The organism is Kitasatospora saccharophila (genome assembly GCF_039529925.1).
Lineage (GTDB): Bacteria > Actinomycetota > Actinomycetes > Streptomycetales > Streptomycetaceae > Kitasatospora > Kitasatospora saccharophila.
Map to the genome: position 1 here is coordinate 125285 of NZ_BAAANS010000002.1, position 15762 is coordinate 141046.

The following is a 15762-nucleotide window of genomic DNA, read 5'->3' on the forward strand; positions in this document are numbered from 1 at the left end:
TTTTTTTGACTGCCCGTCAGTCCGCTGCTCAGCAGCGCGGATCGATCTCCTGGAAGGTGCCGTAGTGGTCGGGCGTCCAGTACTGCTCGCCGGTGCTCCCGGTGACGATCCGCCTGGTCCCGCGGTCGTCCGACCCGGGCGTGACCACGGTGAACTCGTGGTAGTAGCCGCTGCCCTGACGGGGCAGCCGACCCTCCCGGTTCTCGAAGACGATGCCGTCCGAGCGGTACGGGTAGGGGCCGCCCCGGGCGATCAGGCCGAGGGTGTCGAGGGCCTGGGCGGGCAGCTTGCCCCGGCAGACGTCGGCCAGCGCCGGGTCGTCGGGCACCCAGCTCCCCCGCGCGGTGGGCGACTTGGCCGGAGCCGAGGGCTTGGGCGCGCTCGCGGCTCCACTGCGGGAGGCGGAAGCGGAGGCGGAAGCGGTGACGGGGGCGGACGCGGCGGACGGGGACTTCGTGCCGCCCGCGCTGCCCGCGCCGTCCGGATCGTTCCCGCCGTTCAGCAGGGCGGCGACGCCCGCGGCGATGCCGAGGAGGACCACGGCAACGAGGCTGATCAGGCGGTTTCGGCTGTTCATGGCCCCAGCCTGCCGCATTCGCTCACCCGGACGGCGCACGGCACACGGCGGCACGGCACACGGCGGCACGGCACTCGGCCGCGCGGCACGCGGCACGCGCCCGATCCGCGGCGACCGGCCGCGCGGGGAACGCCGCCGGGGCGGGACCGGACGCCGTTGTCCGTTCCCGCCCCGGCTGCTCCCGTACGGCGGCTCTCCTGCGCCGAGCTCCGCCGCACGCCCCTCCCTTGCGGAGGGTTGCGTTCAGTGAACCGCGCCGCTTCGTGTCAGCGCGAGTCACTTCCCGCCGTCTCGATGGCGGCGCGGCCTGCCTCCAGGCGCGCCACCGGAATCCGGAAGGGAGAGCAGGATACGTAGTCCAGCCCCACCTCGTGGAAGAAGTGGACCGAATCGGGGTCGCCGCCGTGCTCGCCGCAGACGCCGAGCTTGAGGTCGGGGCGGGTGGCCCGGCCGGCCTGCGCGGCGTTCTTGACCAGGGCGCCGACGCCGTCGCGGTCGATGGTCTCGAACGGGCTGACCCCGAAGATGCCCTTCTCCAGGTAGGCGGTGAAGAAGGACGCCTCGACGTCGTCGCGGGAGAAGCCCCACACGGTCTGGGTCAGGTCGTTGGTGCCGAAGGAGAAGAAGTCGGCGGCCTCGGCGATCTGACCGGCCGTCACGGCGGCGCGCGGCAGCTCGATCATGGTGCCGAGCTTGATGTCCAGGCTGACGCCGGTGGACGCGGCGACCTCGGCGAGCACCCGCTCGCACTCGTCGCGGACCAGTTCCAGCTCCTGGACGGTGCCGACCAGCGGGATCATCACCTCGGGGCGCGGGTCGCCACCGGCCAGCTTGCGCTCGGCCGCGGCCTCGGCGATCGCCCGGACCTGCATGCCGAACAGGCCGGGGATGACCAGGCCGAGGCGGACGCCGCGCAGGCCGAGCATCGGGTTGGCCTCGTGCAGCCGGTGGACGGCCTGGAGCAGGCGCAGGTCGTTCTCGTTCGGGTCCTTGCGGGCCTCGGCGAGGGCGACGCGCACCGACAGTTCGGTGATGTCGGGCAGGAACTCGTGCAGCGGCGGGTCGAGCAGCCGGACCGTCACCGGGAGGCCGTCCATCGACTGGAACAGCTCCAGGAAGTCGCCCTTCTGCAGCGGCAGCAGGCTGGACAGCGCGGTCTCGCGGTCCTTGTCGTTGTCCGCCAGGATCAGGTGCTCGACCTCCTTGCGGCGCTCCTCCCCGAGGAACATGTGCTCGGTGCGGCACAGGCCGATGCCCTGGGCGCCGTACCGGCGGGCGCGGTTCGCGTCCTCGGCGTTGTCTGCGTTGGCGCGCACCGCGAGGCGGCGGCGGCCGTCGGCGTGCGACATCAGCCGGTGGACGGCCTGGACCAGCCCGCCCTGGACGTCGGCGCCGGCGTGGATGGTGCCCTCGAAGTACTCGACCACCGGGGACGGCAGCACCGGGACCTCGCCCAGGTACACCTTGCCGTTGGCGCCGTCGATGGAGACCACGTCGCCCTCGTGGACGACCTGGCCGTCGGCGGTGGTGAACTTGCGGTTCTTGGTGTCGACCTCCAGCTCCTCGGCGCCGCAGACACAGGTCTTGCCCATGCCGCGGGCGACCACGGCCGCGTGCGAGGTCTTGCCGCCGCGCGAGGTGAGGATGCCCTCGGCGGCGATCATGCCTTCGAGGTCGTCCGGGTTGGTCTCGCGGCGGACCAGGATGACCTGCTCGCCGGAGCGCGACCACTTCACCGCGGTGTACGAGTCGAAGACCACCTTGCCGACCGCCGCGCCGGGCGAGGCGGCGATGCCGTACGCGACCGGCTTGGTCTCGGAGGTGGGCGCGAAGCGCGGGAACATCAGCTGGGCGAGCTGGCCGCCGGTGACCCGGTGCAGCGCCTCGTCCAGGTCGATCAGGCCCTGGTCGACGAGCTGGACGGCGATCCGGAACGCGGCCGCGGCGGTGCGCTTGCCGACCCGGGTCTGCAGCATCCAGAGCTTGCCGCGCTCGATGGTGAACTCGATGTCGCACAGGTCCCGGTAGTGGTTCTCCAGGGTGTGCATGATGGTCATCAGCTCGTCGTACGACTTCTTGTCGAGCTGCTCCAGGTCGGCCAGCGGCAGGGTGTTGCGGATGCCCGCCACCACGTCCTCGCCCTGGGCGTTCTGCAGGTAGTCGCCGTAGACGCCCTGGGTGCCGGTGGAGGGGTCGCGGGTGAAGGCGACACCGGTGCCCGAGTCCTCGCCGAGGTTGCCGAAGACCATGCTGCAGACGTTGACGGCGGTGCCCAGGTCGTTCGGGATGCGCTCCTGCCGGCGGTAGAGGCGGGCCCGGTCGCCGTTCCAGGAGTGGAAGACCGCGTGGATCGCCAGGTCCAGCTGCTCGCGCGGGTCCTGCGGGAACTCCCGGCCGGTCTCCCGGAGCACGATCGCCTTGAAGGTGGCGACCAGCGACTCCAGGTCCGCGGCGGTGAGGTCCAGGTCGTTGGCGGTGCCCTTGGCGTGCCTGGCCTCCTCCAGCGCCTCCTCGAAGAGCTCGCCGTCGACGCCCAGCACGGTCTTGCCGAACATCTGGACCAGGCGGCGGTACGAGTCCCAGGCGAAGCGCTCGTTGCCGGACTGGGCGGCGAGCCCGGTCACCGAGGCGTCGGAGAGGCCGATGTTCAGGACGGTGTCCATCATTCCGGGCATCGAGAACTTGGCACCGGAACGCACCGAGACCAGCAGCGGGTCGTCGGCCTGGCCGAGCCGCTTGCCCATCTGCCCCTCAAGGGCGACCAGGTGGCCGGTGATCTCCTCGTTCAGCGAGCCCGGCTCGGTCCCGGTCTCCAGGAAGACCTTGCAGGCGTCGGTGGTGATGGTGAACCCCGGAGGGACGGGGAGGCCCAGGTTGGTCATCTCGGCGAGGTTCGCACCCTTCCCGCCGAGAAGATCCTTGAGGTCCTTGTTTCCTTCGGTGAAGGAGTAAACAAACTTCTGCTGCGCCGCCACGGGTCGTTCTCCTCGCACACGGTTGCCCTGACGCCGGAGAACATACCCATTTCGAAGGCCGTCTAGGGGAGCGAATAGCTCGTACGAGCCGCCGAACGGGCGATTGGCCAGCAGATCTAATGTCCGGATGAGCATTTGCCTGCGTTGCCGAAATCGTCCGGATGACGCTTGCGAGAGTTCAAGAAATGAACGCATCGCCACGTGCAGCTCACGCGAACCGGACACACGGTGACGGCATTCGCTCCGCCACGTTTCCCCGGCTTGATTTCCTGCAGCCAGCTGCGGCGATCCGCCCGGGGCCCCTTCGGGAAGCGATCCGGACTTGTACACCTTGGCGAAGTCCGCTGACCGACTGTCACTCGCCACGATATGTGGCCAGCGTCACGAGCGCATCTCAGCTGTCGAGCCGAGTCGACCTACGCCAGCCGTCGCTTTCCGTTGATGGTCCCGTTGCTCTGTGTTGCTCGAATTCGCCTCCAAGGAGCCCTCCTGTCCACCTTGGACAATCCGGCCGGGACGTCACGGCCAGACTCGTGTCCGAGCCGAATCTGCCGATACGTACAGATCATCCGCCAGATGTATCCGACTCGGCGTCTTCGGCGAGCTTGGCGCACTCGTACGGATCGTCCAACCAGCCTTCGGGCAGGACCACCCGGTTGTTGCCGCTGGTCCGGCCGCGCGGGCCGTCCGCGCCGATCGGCCAGTTCTGCTCCTGGTCGACCAGGGCCAGCGTCTCGGCCAGCTCGGTCAGCGAGCTGGAACCGGCGAGCTTCACCCGCAGCTCGGAACCGACCGAGAAGCCCTTGGTGTACCAGGCGACGTGCTTGCGGAAGTCGATGACACCGCGGGCCTCGTCGCCGAGCCACTCCCCGAGCAGCTGGGCGTGCCGCACCATGGCGCGGGCCACGTACGCGAAGGTGGGGCGGGCGTAGTCGACGTCGCCCTCGAAGATCGACACCAGGTCCTTGAACAGCCAGGGCCGGCCGAGGCAGCCCCGGCCGACGACCACGCCGTCGCAGCCGGTCTCACGCATCATCCGCACCGCGTCGTCGGCGGACCAGATGTCTCCGTTGCCGAGCACCGGGATGCCGGCCGGGACGGACTCGCGGAGCCGGGCGATCGCCGACCAGTCCGCGGTGCCGCCGTAGTGCTGGGCGGCGGTGCGACCGTGCAGGGCGATGGCGGAGACGCCTTCCTCCGCACCGATCCGACCGGCGTCGAGGTAGGTGAGGTGGTCGTCGTCGATGCCCTTGCGCATCTTCATCGTGACCGGCAGGTCACCCGCGTTGGCGACCGCCTGGCGCAGGATGTCGCGCAGCAGGTTGCGCTTGTACGGCAGCGCGGAGCCGCCGCCCTTGCGGGTCACCTTGGGGACGGGGCAGCCGAAGTTGAGGTCGATGTGGTCGGCGAGCCCTTCCTCGGAGATCATCCGTGCCGCCCTGCCGACGGTCTCCGGGTCCACTCCGTACAGCTGGATCGAGCGCGGCTTCTCGCTCGGGTCGAACTTGATCAGCTGCATGGTCTTGGCGTTGCGCTCGACCAGGGCACGGGTGGTGATCATCTCGGAGACGTACAGGCCCCTGCCGCCGCTCTGCTCCCGGCAGAGGGTGCGGAAGGGCGCGTTGGTGATGCCGGCCATCGGGGCCAGCACCACCGGCGGCCAGACCTCCATCGGCCCGATGTTCAACGGGGCGAACTCCGGTGCGCCGAGTGCTGCCGGGGTGGCCTGGGCGGTGTCGGGCGTGGTGGTCATGCGCGGCGGATCCTCATACGGGTAGGGCCCCAATGGCGGGCTTCCGGACTCTCCATTCTCTCCCACCCGCCGGACCGCCCCGCCCGAGGCCGGGACCTGCCGGGGAGCGGGGCTTCCCAGGGAGCGCGGGGCTTCCCGGGAAGCGGGGCCTCCCGGGAAGCGGGGACGCCGGAGATCGGACTGCCGGGAGGGGCTACTGGGGGGTGTCGCCGACCGGTGGGCGGTTGGGGCGGTGGTCAGGGTTCTCCGTCCCGGTCGATGGTGACGCTGCCGGAGACGGAGGTGACGTCGATCAGCCTCGACGAGTCGACGTCCTGGAGGGACCGGTCGATCGTCTGGCCGCCGCTGTCGCTGCTGAGGTCGATCCGGTACCGGTTGCGGTCGTCGGGCAGGTGCAGGACGAGGTTCCCGGAGGCGAGGCGGATGGTGACCTCGTCCGGTGGTCGGGCGTACTGCAGGGTGATCGCTCCGGAAGAAGAGGACAGTTGGGCCTTGGACGCGCTCAGCCCCGTACCGATGATCTGCCCGGAGCCGCTCTTCGCCCGGATCGGGCCGCTGACCCCGGTCAGTTCGATCTGACCACTGCCGGTCTCCGCCGAAACGCTGCCGGCCAGGCCCACGAACTCCGTCCGTCCGGAGCCGTTGCGCGCGTGGACGGCGGTCGACGGCGGTACCTGTATCTCCAGGGCGACCGGGCACCCGTGCAGGAACCGGGCCTCCGGGCAGTCGACGGAGATCGACATCGTGCCCGCGTCGATCCGGGTGGCGACCACGGGCCTCCGCACGGCCCAGCCGGTCTTCTCGGAGACCACCACCCGGTCGGTGCCGCCGACGCGGACGGTGACCTGGGCGGGGCCGGAGTCGACGTCGAGTTGCCCGACCGCCTCGAAGTACGTCCGTTCCCGGACGGATTCCTGCTGGATGAGCAGTGCCCCCGCGACGGCGGCACCCGCCAGGACGGCGCAGACCAGGGCCAGCACGCCGACGACCCGCCAGGCCCGGCGCTCGCCGGGGCCGGGCGCGGCGGGCGGGCCGGGCGGACCCGGGGCCGGCAGCCAGCGGGAGAGCCGGCCCGGCGCGGGAGCGGCCCGGGGTTCGGGCGGTGCGGTCCGCGTCACTGGCTGACCTCCAGGAAGCGCAGCACCGCGAGCACCCGCCGGTGGGTCTCCTCCGCGGGCGGCAGGTCGAGCTTGGTGAGGATGGAGTTGATGTGCTTGGAGACGGCGCTGTCGCTGACCACCAGGGACTCGGCGATCGCGGTGTTCGAACGCCCTTCGGCCATCAGCGCCAGGACGTCCCGCTCCCGGGGCGTCAGCCGGTGCAGCGGATCGCTGTCCCGGCGCAGCAACAGTTGGGCGACCACCTCGGGGTCGAGGGCGGTGCCGCCCTGGGCGACCCGGTGCAGCGCCTCCACGAACTCGTCCACGTTGGCGACCCGCTGCTTGAGCAGGTAGCCGACGCCACTGGTGTTCTTGGCCAGCAGGTCCGCGGCGTAGCGCTCCTCGACGAACTGGGAGAGCAGGACGACCGCGGTGTCGGGCCACTGCCGTCGGATCATCAGTGCGGCCCGGACGCCCTCGTCGGCGAAGCCCGGGGGCATCCGGACGTCGGCGACGACGATCTGCGGACGGTGCTCCTCGACGGCGGCGAGCAGTGCCTCGGCGTCCCCCACCGCGGCGGCGACCTCGTACCCCTCGCTCTCCAGCACCTTGACGATGCCGATCCTCAGCAGGACCGAGTCCTCGGCGATCACAGCTCGCACGGCAGCTCCATGGTGATGGTGGTCGGGCCCCCGCGGGGGCTGGTGATGGTGAACGATCCGTCGACCGAGGCGGCGCGTTTGCGCAGGCCGGTGAGGCCGCTGCCCCGGCCGGCGTCCGCCCCGCCGACACCGTCGTCGGTGATGGTGATGCGCAGCCGGTCGGCCGACCGGCGCAGGACGAGGTCGACCCGGGAGGCCCGGGAGTGCTTGGCGGCGTTGGCCAGCGCTTCGGAGACCGTGAAGTAGGCGACCGCCTCCACGGTGGGGGCTATCCGGCCCGGGAGGTCGACCGTGAGGTGCACGGGGACGGGGCTGCGGGCGGCGATCCCGGAGAGCGCCGCGTCGAGCCCCCGGTCCTCCAGGACCGCCGGGTGCAGGCCGCGGACCAGGTCGTGGAGTTCCTTGACGGCGGCCTGAGCCTCCTCGTGCGCGGCGGTGATGACCTCCATGGCTTCGGGCGGGAGGTGTTTGAGGGTGCGCCGGGCGAGGCCGAGGTTCATCGCGAGCGAGACCAGGCGTTGCTGCGCGCCGTCGTGCAGGTCCCGCTCGATGCGGCGCCGCTCGGCGTCGGCCGCGTCCACCACGTCCACCCGGCTCCGGGCCAGGTGCTCGACCCGCCGCTCCAGCACCTCCGCCCGGTTGGGGCCGAGCAGGGCGCGGACCGTCCACAGGTCGACGGCGGCGAACAGGGCGGCGAGCCAGGGGGTGGCGGCCAGCAGGAGCAGGCCGCCGACGGTGGCGGAGACGCCCTCGACGGCCCAACCCGGTCTGGTGCGCAGGGGGTTGTCCGGCGGCAGCAGCCACACCCAGCCGAAGAAGCCGAGCAGGACGGCCGACGCCCCCCAGAGGGCGAGCACCAGCCCGGCGCACAGGGCCTGCAGCGGAGCGACCACCAGGTGGTGGACCGCCTGGCGCCACGTCAGCCCCGCGCGGAGCCGGACCAGCCACGCCGCCTCCGGCGGGACCCGGCCCGGGACCTCCACCCCGCGCAGGGCCCGGACCCGGCTGCGCTGGGCGGTGGTCAGCAGGTCGAGGAGGACCACCGCCAGGAGCAGGTACATCAGCACCAGGCCGTGCGGACCGTTGAGGACCATCACGGCGGGCAGGCCGAACGGGAGGCCCGCGGCCAGGAACAGCGAGTCCCGTCGAGCGCTCGCGGACCACGGCGTGCGCGCGGCCAGGGCGGCACGGACCGCGGCTCCCCGGGCTGCCCGGTGCGATGGCGTATCGATCTTCGACTGGGACATGCGGATCAGCGTAGGGTCCGCCCGATTCCGGCATCCATGGCGTGGGCCTCCGTCTTTATGGTGTAGCTGGCTACACCATAAAGACGGAACCGCAGGCTACCGACAGGATCTTTGCGTCGAAGGATTCTTGACGGCATGACGAACACGAACCTGCTCCGCTGCGGCCGCGTCCCCTTCTCCTCCGTCCGGGCAACGGCCCCCGGCTTCTCCCACACCTGCCCCGAACTCTCCGGCGGGCCCGGCGAGTCGGGGCTGATCACCGCGATCGGCCCCTGGGTGGCGCGGCTGCGCACGGGCCGCCGTCCGGCCATGGAGGTCTACGAGTACGGCGAACTGCTCGACGTCGTGGTCGACTCCTCGCTCGGCGGCTCCGGGTTGCGCGGAGCACGGCGCGATCCGTTCGGAGGCCCGGGGGGAGGGCCGGTCTCGTGCGCGTGGGGCCGGCTGCCGCCCTGCGGAACGGCCCCGCCGGTGCGCTTCCTCACCGGCGGTCTGCGGCGGCGGGCCGCCGAAACCGCCGCGGTGCGGGTGGCGGGCCGGTTCTGGTTCGGCTCGACGGCCGGGCAGTTCCGCTGGGCACGACTGCCGACCGCGGCCGGCTGCGCCTGCGCCGACCGCCCGGCCCGGGGGAGGACGACGTGATCGGGTCCGTCCGCACGCCCGTCCCCGCCGGTGCCGGAGGCACCGTCCGGCCGGGGCGGCCCGCGATCGTGGGCCGACGGGCCGGTCGGCTGCGGGCCGAGGTGCTGTTCCTGGGCTGCGGGGTGCTCCTGCTGCCCTGGGCCGCTCTGCTCGCCGCCTTCCCCGGCGGCCGCCCCTGGGCCGTGCTCGACCTGGGCGAGGCAGCAGCCCTGTGCACGGCCGGCGTACGGCTGCGGCGGGGCCTGAGCCCGTTCTGGCCCGCCGTTCTGGCCGGTGCCCTGCTGGTCCTGGACGCCGGGTGCGACCTAGCCACGGCGTCCGGCGGCCGCGAACTGCTGGCCGCCCTGCTGATGGCGGCGTGCGCGGAACTGCCGTTGGCCGCGAAGTGCTGGTCGACGGCGTTCCGGAGGAGCAGTGCCCCGGTGTCGGCGGCCGGTCGGCGTCGTCGCCCCCGGCTGCTCCGGTGGCGTGCCGCCCCCTCGTCTCCGGTGGGCGCGCGGCCCGCCGGGTTCCCCACGGAAGGAGTGTCTGTGCAGAACGTCCACCTGACGGTGCAGTCCGTTTCGGGCGTGGTGACCGGCGTCCCGGCCAGCCGGGTGTACGCCGGAATGTCGCGCCGGTTGCGGGTGACCGGCGACGAGCCGGTTCACCGGTCCCCTGGTGAACCGTCACGCCCCGCCCCCGGCAGGGACTCTTCGACGACCCCGGCCGCGAGCGGGTGCGGCCGCCCGGTGCGACCGCCCGACCGAGCGCCGGCCGCCGGGCCGCAGGTCCGAGCCGGGCACTGGGCCTCCGGGCGTCGCCCGGATCGGCCGCGCCGGGTGGTGTCCGCTGCTGCGGGAGCGGCCGGCTCCGTGCGGGGCGGGCCCGGGGGTCCCGGCGCACGGCACCGCCTCGCCGCGGAGCAACGGTGCCGCTCCGGGGAAGTGCGCTCGCGGCAGTCCCACCGGTACGCGGCCGGCTCGCGCCGCCGTTCCTCGGCCGGGGTCTGAACAGCCCTTGGAGCGGCCCTGAACGGGCCCACCCGTCCCCTGCCCCTCCCTCGCCGCCCTGAACAACGCGCCCGGTCCCGGGCCGAAAGGAGTTGCCTGGTCCTGCGGTGATCCGGCGGACACCACCGTCAATCCGATCGTCTCCCGTCTCCGCTGTTCTCCCTCCGGGTCTTCCGATCCTTGATTCCTGCACAGTGCGATTCGCCCTGCCGACCGACGACCACGTTCCGGCCATCGGCCCCGTCCCCGGGGTCGCGCTCGCCGGTGCGGCGTGCGGTCGGCGGGCGCAGTGCCGTGCGTCGTCCGGCACGGAAAGAACGGGCGCCCGGCGGGCGGCAAGACCTGGAGCGGTGCCCCGGGTGCGGGCGGGCATCACCGTGGGTGGCCGCAGGAAAATGAAAAGCCGACAGCCGGGGCCGGTGCGAGGATGGCGGCATGACGACGAACCCGCCCCTCCCGCCGCACGAGACGCGCACCCGCGAGCAGTTGGCGGCTGCGGTCGGTTCCGGGGCGCGCCCGAAGTACCTGCGCTTCTGGGGGCACCGGCCGCAGCGGGACGGGCAGATCGGGCCCGGAGCACTCAGTCAGTGGTGGCCCTCCCCGTTCACCGTCGACGGGGTCCGGTACCTCACCGCCGAGCACTGGATGATGGCCGGGAAGGCCCGGCTGTTCGAGGACGAGGAGGCGGTCCCGAAGATCCTCCGGGCCCGGACGCCCGCCGAGGCGAAGAACCTCGGCCGTCTGGTCAAGGGGTTCGACGAGGAGCAGTGGGTGGCGCACCGCTTCGAACTGGTGGTGACTGGCAGCACCGCGAAGTTCGGGCAGGACGAGCGGCTCCGCGCGTACCTGCTCGGTACCGGTCAGCGCGTCCTGGTGGAAGCCAGCCCGCTCGACCGGATCTGGGGCATCGGGTTGGCGGCCGACGACGAACGGGCGGATTCCCCGTCCCACTGGCGGGGTCTGAACCTGCTCGGCTTCGCGCTGATGGAGGCGCGGACGCGACTGGCGAGCTGATCTGCCCGACCCAACTCCGTTCAGCGAATGGGGAGTTGACTGCACCCGGCACAAGCAGGACAAGTCGGACGGTTTTTGGCCGAAATTCACGAGTTCCACCGGTCTCCCGCACCACACCGGCCACTCGCACCCCCATCTCGAAAAGGTTAAGACTTGCTCCCGTAACGTGGCCGCCGTACGCCAGCGCCAGGATGGCCACCAGTCGTTGTGTTCGGAGGCCGGTCGGGTGGCCTCCGTGGAGAGGTCGGGGCGGGGCGCGATGACCGTACGCGATACGGGGCCGGATTCGGCCGATGTCCAGACGCTCAGAGCGGAGTTGGACGAACTACTGAGAGCGCGCCAGTTCGCCGCGCAGCGCGAGCGCAGACTCGCCGAGGCCGTCCGGGCCGGCCACGAACCCGACCACGCACCCATGTACGGCCGCCCACCCCGACAGCCCGACCCCGAGCTGATGCGACAGCTCGCCCAGGCCCAGAACCTCCGCGAAGGACTCGGCGCACGCTGTCTGGAACTGAGTGACCGCCTCCTCGCCGCCGAGGACCGGCAGTTGGCGGGCCGACTGGCCAACGGCGCCCCGCCCGCGCCCGCCACCACAGCGAACGGCACTCCCGAGAACCTCCCCGCAGACCCCTGGTCCCACCACTCGACCGGGCCGACCGCCCGCCCGGCTCCCCCGCAGCGCGCGTTCCCGACCGGAGCCCGCTTCGGCGGAGGGCCCCACACCGAACCCGCCGGTGCTCCGGACGGCACAACCGATGACACGATCGACCCCGCCCCGGCCACCGTCCCCCCGCCACTTCGCGGCGCCCGCTTCAGGATCAGCCGGACCCGCCGCGCCGCCCAGAAGAACGACGACCGCACAACCTCCGCCGGCGCCCCGCCCGGCACCGGCGAACCCGACCCGATCGACCGCCCCGGCGGACCGGTTGCCGGAACGAAGGAACACGTCGGCACCTCGTGGGCCAGAACACCCCTTCCCGGCAAGGGCTTCGACGACCACAGAACCCAGAGCGCCGCCTCCGCGCAGACATGGCGCCCCCGCACCGGACGCGACCATGGCACGGACACCCGCACGGGTACGGGTACGGGTACGGGTACGGGTACGGGTACGGAAACCGTCGCAGGCAGTGGCTCCTCCACCGGCGACCGCAACACCGGATTCGGGGGCTCCGGAGCGCCCGGGGACTCTGGAATCACCGGAGGTGGCACCACGACACCCCCGACGACGGGCGGGGCCCGGCCCCGGACGGGTGCCGAACTGATCACCCTCGTCCAACGGATCACCGACCTGCACCGACAGGGCGCGGTGCACGAGTCCGCGGCCGTCGTGGGCCAGGTGGCGCTGACGATCGCGCCGGCCGACCTGGTCGGGCTGGCCACCCTCCTGCGCAGCGAGGGGCCGACCGGTTCCTCCACCTACCTGGCCAGGTCGGTGGCCCTCGGCGCCCCGGAGCACGCGGCGGCCACACTGGCGGAACTGCGCCGCGAGGGGCTGGTGGAGGAGGCGGCCGACCTGTTCCACGCCCTGTGGACGGTGAGCGCACAGACCTTCCCCGCCCTGCTCGCGGCGCTGGAACAGTCGGGGCAGTCGGCCGACGGACAGACCCTGCTGTGGGAACGGGCCTCCGCGCCCGCCGATGAACTCTCCGAACTGACAAGGAACTTGCGGGCGTCAGGGCGTTCCGGCGACGCCCGTCACCTGCTGCGCCAGGCTGCGGGCCGACCGGTCGGGGAGGTCGCGGCGATCGCCGCGGTGCTGGACGAGGAATCCGCCACCGAACTGGTCGGCGAACTGGTGCGGATGCGTTCGGCGGACGACGTCGGCCAGTTCGCGGCTGCGGTCCGGGATTCGGTGGAACTGTACAACGCGGTGCTGTTCGCCGCGGACGACCTGGAGGAGGGTCGGGCCCGCAGCGCGTTCGCGGCGCTGCGCACCGCGGGGCTGCCGACCGAACTGGCCCTCCGGCCCAGGTCGAAGTCCCGTCAGCGCCGCTGAGCGGACGACCGCACCGGCGGCGGAACGCCGTCCGGCCGGTGGACGCCCCCGTTCGGGGCACTCACCGGCCGGACGAAGAAAGCGCGGCCCTGCTACTCCGGCGTCCGGTGTCAGCAGCCGATCAGGCGGGTGGCCAGGTAGGACTTCACCTGGTCGAGCGACACGCGCTCCTGCGCCATGGTGTCCCGCTCGCGGACGGTCACCGCGTTGTCCTCAAGGGTGTCGAAGTCGACGGTGACGCAGAACGGGGTACCGATCTCGTCCTGGCGGCGGTAGCGCTTGCCGATCGCGCCGGCGTCGTCGAACTCCACGTTCCAGGCGGAGCGCAGGTCGGCGGCGAGGCCGCGGGCCTTCGGCGAGAGGTCGGCGTTGCGGGAGAGCGGGAGCACCGCGACCTTGACCGGGGCGAGCCGGGGGTCGAGCCGCATGCCGACGCGCTTCTCCATGACGCCCTTGGCGTTCGGCGCCTCGTCCTCGAAGTAGGCGTCGAGCAGGAAGGCCAGCATGGCGCGGTTGAGGCCGGCCGCGGGCTCGATCACGTACGGGAAGTAGCGCTCGTTCGCGTCCTGGTCGAAGTACTTGAGGTCCTGGCCGGAGTGCTCGCTGTGCACCGTCAGGTCGTAGTCGGTGCGGTTGGCCACGCCCTCCAGTTCGGAGAACTCGCTGCCGCCGAAGTTGAAGCGGTACTCGATGTCCACCGTGCGCTTGGCGTAGTGGGACAGCTTCTCCTTGGGGTGCTCGAAGAAGCGCATGTTCTCGGTCCGCAGGCCGAGGTCGACGTACCAGTTCCAGCGCTGCTCGAGCCAGTACTCGTGCCAGGTCTCGTCCTCGCCCGGCTTGACGAAGAACTCCATCTCCATCTGCTCGAACTCGCGGGTGCGGAAGATGAAGTTGCCGGGGGTGATCTCGTTGCGGAAGCTCTTGCCCACCTGGGCGATGCCGAACGGCGGCTTCTTCCGCGTGGTGGTCTGGACGGCCCGGAAGTTGGTGAAGATGCCCTGTGCCGTCTCGGGGCGCAGGTAGGCCAGGCCGGAGGCGTCCTCGGTGACACCGAGGTGCGTCTTCAGCATGCCCGAGAACTCCTTGGGCTCCGTGAAGGCGCCCTTGTTGCCGCAGTTCGGGCAGTTGAGGTCGGCGAGGCCGTTGGCGGGCAGCTTGCCGTGCTTGGCCTCGTACGCCTCTTCCAGGTGGTCGGCGCGGAAGCGCTTGTGACAGGAGAGGCACTCGGTCAGCGGGTCGTTGAAGGTCGCGACGTGGCCGGACGCCTCCCAGACCTCGCGGGCCAGGATCACCGAGGAGTCGATACCGACGACGTCCTCCCGAGCGGTGACCATCGCGCGCCACCACTGGCGCTTGATGTTCTCCTTGAGCTCGACTCCCAGCGGACCGTAGTCCCAGGCGGCGCGGGTACCGCCGTAGATCTCGCTGCAGGGGTAGACGAAGCCACGGCGCTTGCTCAGGCTGACGATCGTGTCGATCTTGTCGGCGGCCACAGTGCTCTCTTCAGTACGACGGCACGGTCAGGGCGCCGCTGGTTGCGCGCGCCCGAATAACTCAGGGTACCGGGGATGCGGGGGCGGGGATCAACTCGATAGTGGCACGGGCGGGCCGCCGGGTGGCTGTACCGGGAGTGAACAGCAGTGCGCCCTCCGGCGTGTTGGCGGTCGGCGGAGGCGCGGCGGAACGGGCGCCCGGCACCGGTACGCGACGCCCCCACCCTATGCAAGTTGACAATCATTTCCAGATAAGATGAGAATGGTTGTCATGAGGATTCACCGCCCGTCCCCCCGGATAGCACTCGCTGCCGCCGCCGTCACCGGAGCACTACTGCTCTCCGGCTGCGGCGGTGTCAGCAACGCGGCAGGCAAGGACGGTGGCCGACTGGACGTGGTGGCCTCCTTCTACCCGATGGAGTACCTGACCCGGCAGATAGGCGGGGAGCACGTCAAGGTCACCGACCTGACCGCCCCCGGGGTGGAACCGCACGACCTGGAGCTGACGGCCAAGCAGGTCGCGGCCGTCGAACGGGCCGACGCGGTGGTCTACCTGAAGGGCCTGCAGCCCACGGTGGACAAGGCCGTCGCACAGTCCCACGTCGAGCACGCGGTGGACGCCACCGCCGTCTCCCCCCTGGTGGACCACCACCTCGACGAGGGCGGGGAGGAGGGGGCGGACGGGAGCGAGGCGCACGACGGCGAGCACGGGCACGAGCACAGCGGCCCGGCCGGAGACCCGCACATCTGGCTCGACCCGACCCGGTACGCGGCGGTGGCCCGCGCCGTGGGGGCCCGGCTCGCGGAGATCGACCCCGCCAACGCCGCCGACTACCGGCACAACACCGACGACCTGGTGACCCGGCTGACCGCCCTGGACCAGGAGTTCAAGGACGGCCTGGCGAACACCGGCACCCGGACCTTCGTCACCAGCCACGCCGCGTTCGGCTACCTCGCCGACCACTACGGACTGGAGCAGGTCGCGATCAACGGGGTCGACCCGGAGGCCGAGCCCACCCCGTCCCGGATGGCCGCGATCCAGCGCGCCGCCAAGGAGAACGGCGTGACCACCGTCTTCTTCGAAGCCCTGGTCAGCCCCAAGCTGGCCGAGACCGTCGCCGCCGACCTCGGACTCAAGACCGCCGTGCTCGACCCGCTGGAAGGGATCAAGGAGCCGGACCGGAACGACTACTTCTCCGTCATGCGGCAGAACCTGACCAACCTGCGGGCCGCGCTCGGCACCCGCTGAGCCCACGAGCAACCGACCCCGCCGAACCCACGCGCCACGCGCCACGCGCCACGCGCCACGCG

11 protein-coding genes are annotated in these 15762 nt (G+C 71.8%); 4 read left to right on the top strand and 7 right to left on the bottom strand.

The genetic code is table 11. The features are described from left to right. Positions 1–28 precede the first annotated feature (28 nt). The 6 genes from ABD345_RS02380 to ABD345_RS02405 all read right to left on the bottom strand — a co-directional run bounded on the left by ABD345_RS02380 (position 29) and on the right by ABD345_RS02405 (position 8314). Positions 29–577, bottom strand: coding sequence for a ribonuclease (locus tag ABD345_RS02380; RefSeq protein ID WP_344549981.1), 549 nt, complete (start codon positions 575–577; stop codon positions 29–31). A gap of 266 nt (positions 578–843) precedes the next feature. Continuing rightward, positions 844–3552 carry a pyruvate, phosphate dikinase gene (gene ppdK / locus ABD345_RS02385; RefSeq protein WP_344549982.1) on the bottom strand — a complete coding sequence of 903 codons (2709 nt, stop codon included), beginning with the start codon at positions 3550–3552 and terminating at the stop codon, positions 844–846. A gap of 565 nt (positions 3553–4117) precedes the next feature. Further along, complete coding sequence (dusB, locus tag ABD345_RS02390; protein WP_344550108.1) at positions 4118–5224, bottom strand: tRNA dihydrouridine synthase DusB; 1107 nt, start codon at positions 5222–5224, stop codon at positions 4118–4120. Between the two features lie 317 nt (positions 5225–5541). Continuing rightward, on the bottom strand, positions 5542–6423 hold the full coding sequence (locus ABD345_RS02395; RefSeq protein WP_344549983.1) for a DUF4097 family beta strand repeat-containing protein: 882 nt from the start codon (positions 6421–6423) through the stop codon (positions 5542–5544). After that, on the bottom strand, positions 6420–7067 hold the full coding sequence (locus tag ABD345_RS02400; RefSeq protein WP_344549984.1) for a response regulator: 648 nt from the start codon (positions 7065–7067) through the stop codon (positions 6420–6422). The genes ABD345_RS02395 and ABD345_RS02400 overlap by 4 nt, the downstream gene beginning before the upstream one ends. After that, entirely contained in the window at positions 7055–8314 is a 1260-nt protein-coding gene (locus tag ABD345_RS02405) for a sensor histidine kinase (RefSeq protein WP_344549985.1), read from the bottom strand. Before ABD345_RS02405 ends, ABD345_RS02400 begins: the two co-directional genes overlap by 13 nt. A 135-nt stretch (positions 8315–8449) precedes the next feature. Here ABD345_RS02405 and ABD345_RS02410 point away from each other — a divergent pair, with 135 nt between their 5' ends. The 3 genes from ABD345_RS02410 to ABD345_RS02420 all read left to right on the top strand — a co-directional run bounded on the left by ABD345_RS02410 (position 8450) and on the right by ABD345_RS02420 (position 12958). Then, complete coding sequence (locus tag ABD345_RS02410) at positions 8450–8956, top strand: hypothetical protein (protein WP_344549986.1); 507 nt, start codon at positions 8450–8452, stop codon at positions 8954–8956. Positions 8957–10383: 1427 nt separating this feature from the next. Beyond that, positions 10384–10962 carry a riboflavin biosynthesis intermediates N-glycosidase gene (gene ybiA / locus ABD345_RS02415; RefSeq protein ID WP_344549987.1) on the top strand — a complete coding sequence of 193 codons (579 nt, stop codon included), beginning with the start codon at positions 10384–10386 and terminating at the stop codon, positions 10960–10962. A gap of 316 nt (positions 10963–11278) precedes the next feature. After that, a complete protein-coding gene (locus ABD345_RS02420) occupies positions 11279–12958 on the top strand; it encodes a hypothetical protein (RefSeq protein ID WP_344549988.1) in 1680 nt (559 codons plus the stop codon). Between the two features lie 110 nt (positions 12959–13068). On the opposite strand, the gene ABD345_RS02425 is transcribed toward ABD345_RS02420, so the two are convergent. After that, entirely contained in the window at positions 13069–14451 is a 1383-nt protein-coding gene (locus tag ABD345_RS02425) for a glycine--tRNA ligase (protein WP_344549989.1), read from the bottom strand. Between the two features lie 271 nt (positions 14452–14722). Between ABD345_RS02425 and ABD345_RS02430 the strand changes: the two genes are divergently transcribed. After that, complete coding sequence (locus ABD345_RS02430; protein ID WP_344549990.1) at positions 14723–15700, top strand: metal ABC transporter substrate-binding protein; 978 nt, start codon at positions 14723–14725, stop codon at positions 15698–15700. Positions 15701–15762 lie beyond the last annotated feature (62 nt).

Bases quoted from the DNA above. Each gene is read 5' to 3' on its own strand.
- ABD345_RS02410 (WP_344549986.1), top strand. From the start codon at position 8,450: ATGACGAACACGAACCTGCTCCGCTGCGGCCGCGTCCCCTTCTCCTCC.
- ABD345_RS02380 (WP_344549981.1), bottom strand. From the start codon at position 577: ATGAACAGCCGAAACCGCCTGATCAGCCTCGTTGCCGTGGTCCTCCTC.
- ABD345_RS02430 (WP_344549990.1), top strand. From the start codon at position 14,723: ATGAGGATTCACCGCCCGTCCCCCCGGATAGCACTCGCTGCCGCCGCC.
- ybiA (WP_344549987.1), top strand. From the start codon at position 10,384: ATGACGACGAACCCGCCCCTCCCGCCGCACGAGACGCGCACCCGCGAG.
- ABD345_RS02405 (WP_344549985.1), bottom strand. From the start codon at position 8,314: ATGTCCCAGTCGAAGATCGATACGCCATCGCACCGGGCAGCCCGGGGA.
- dusB (WP_344550108.1), bottom strand. From the start codon at position 5,224: ATGGAGGTCTGGCCGCCGGTGGTGCTGGCCCCGATGGCCGGCATCACC.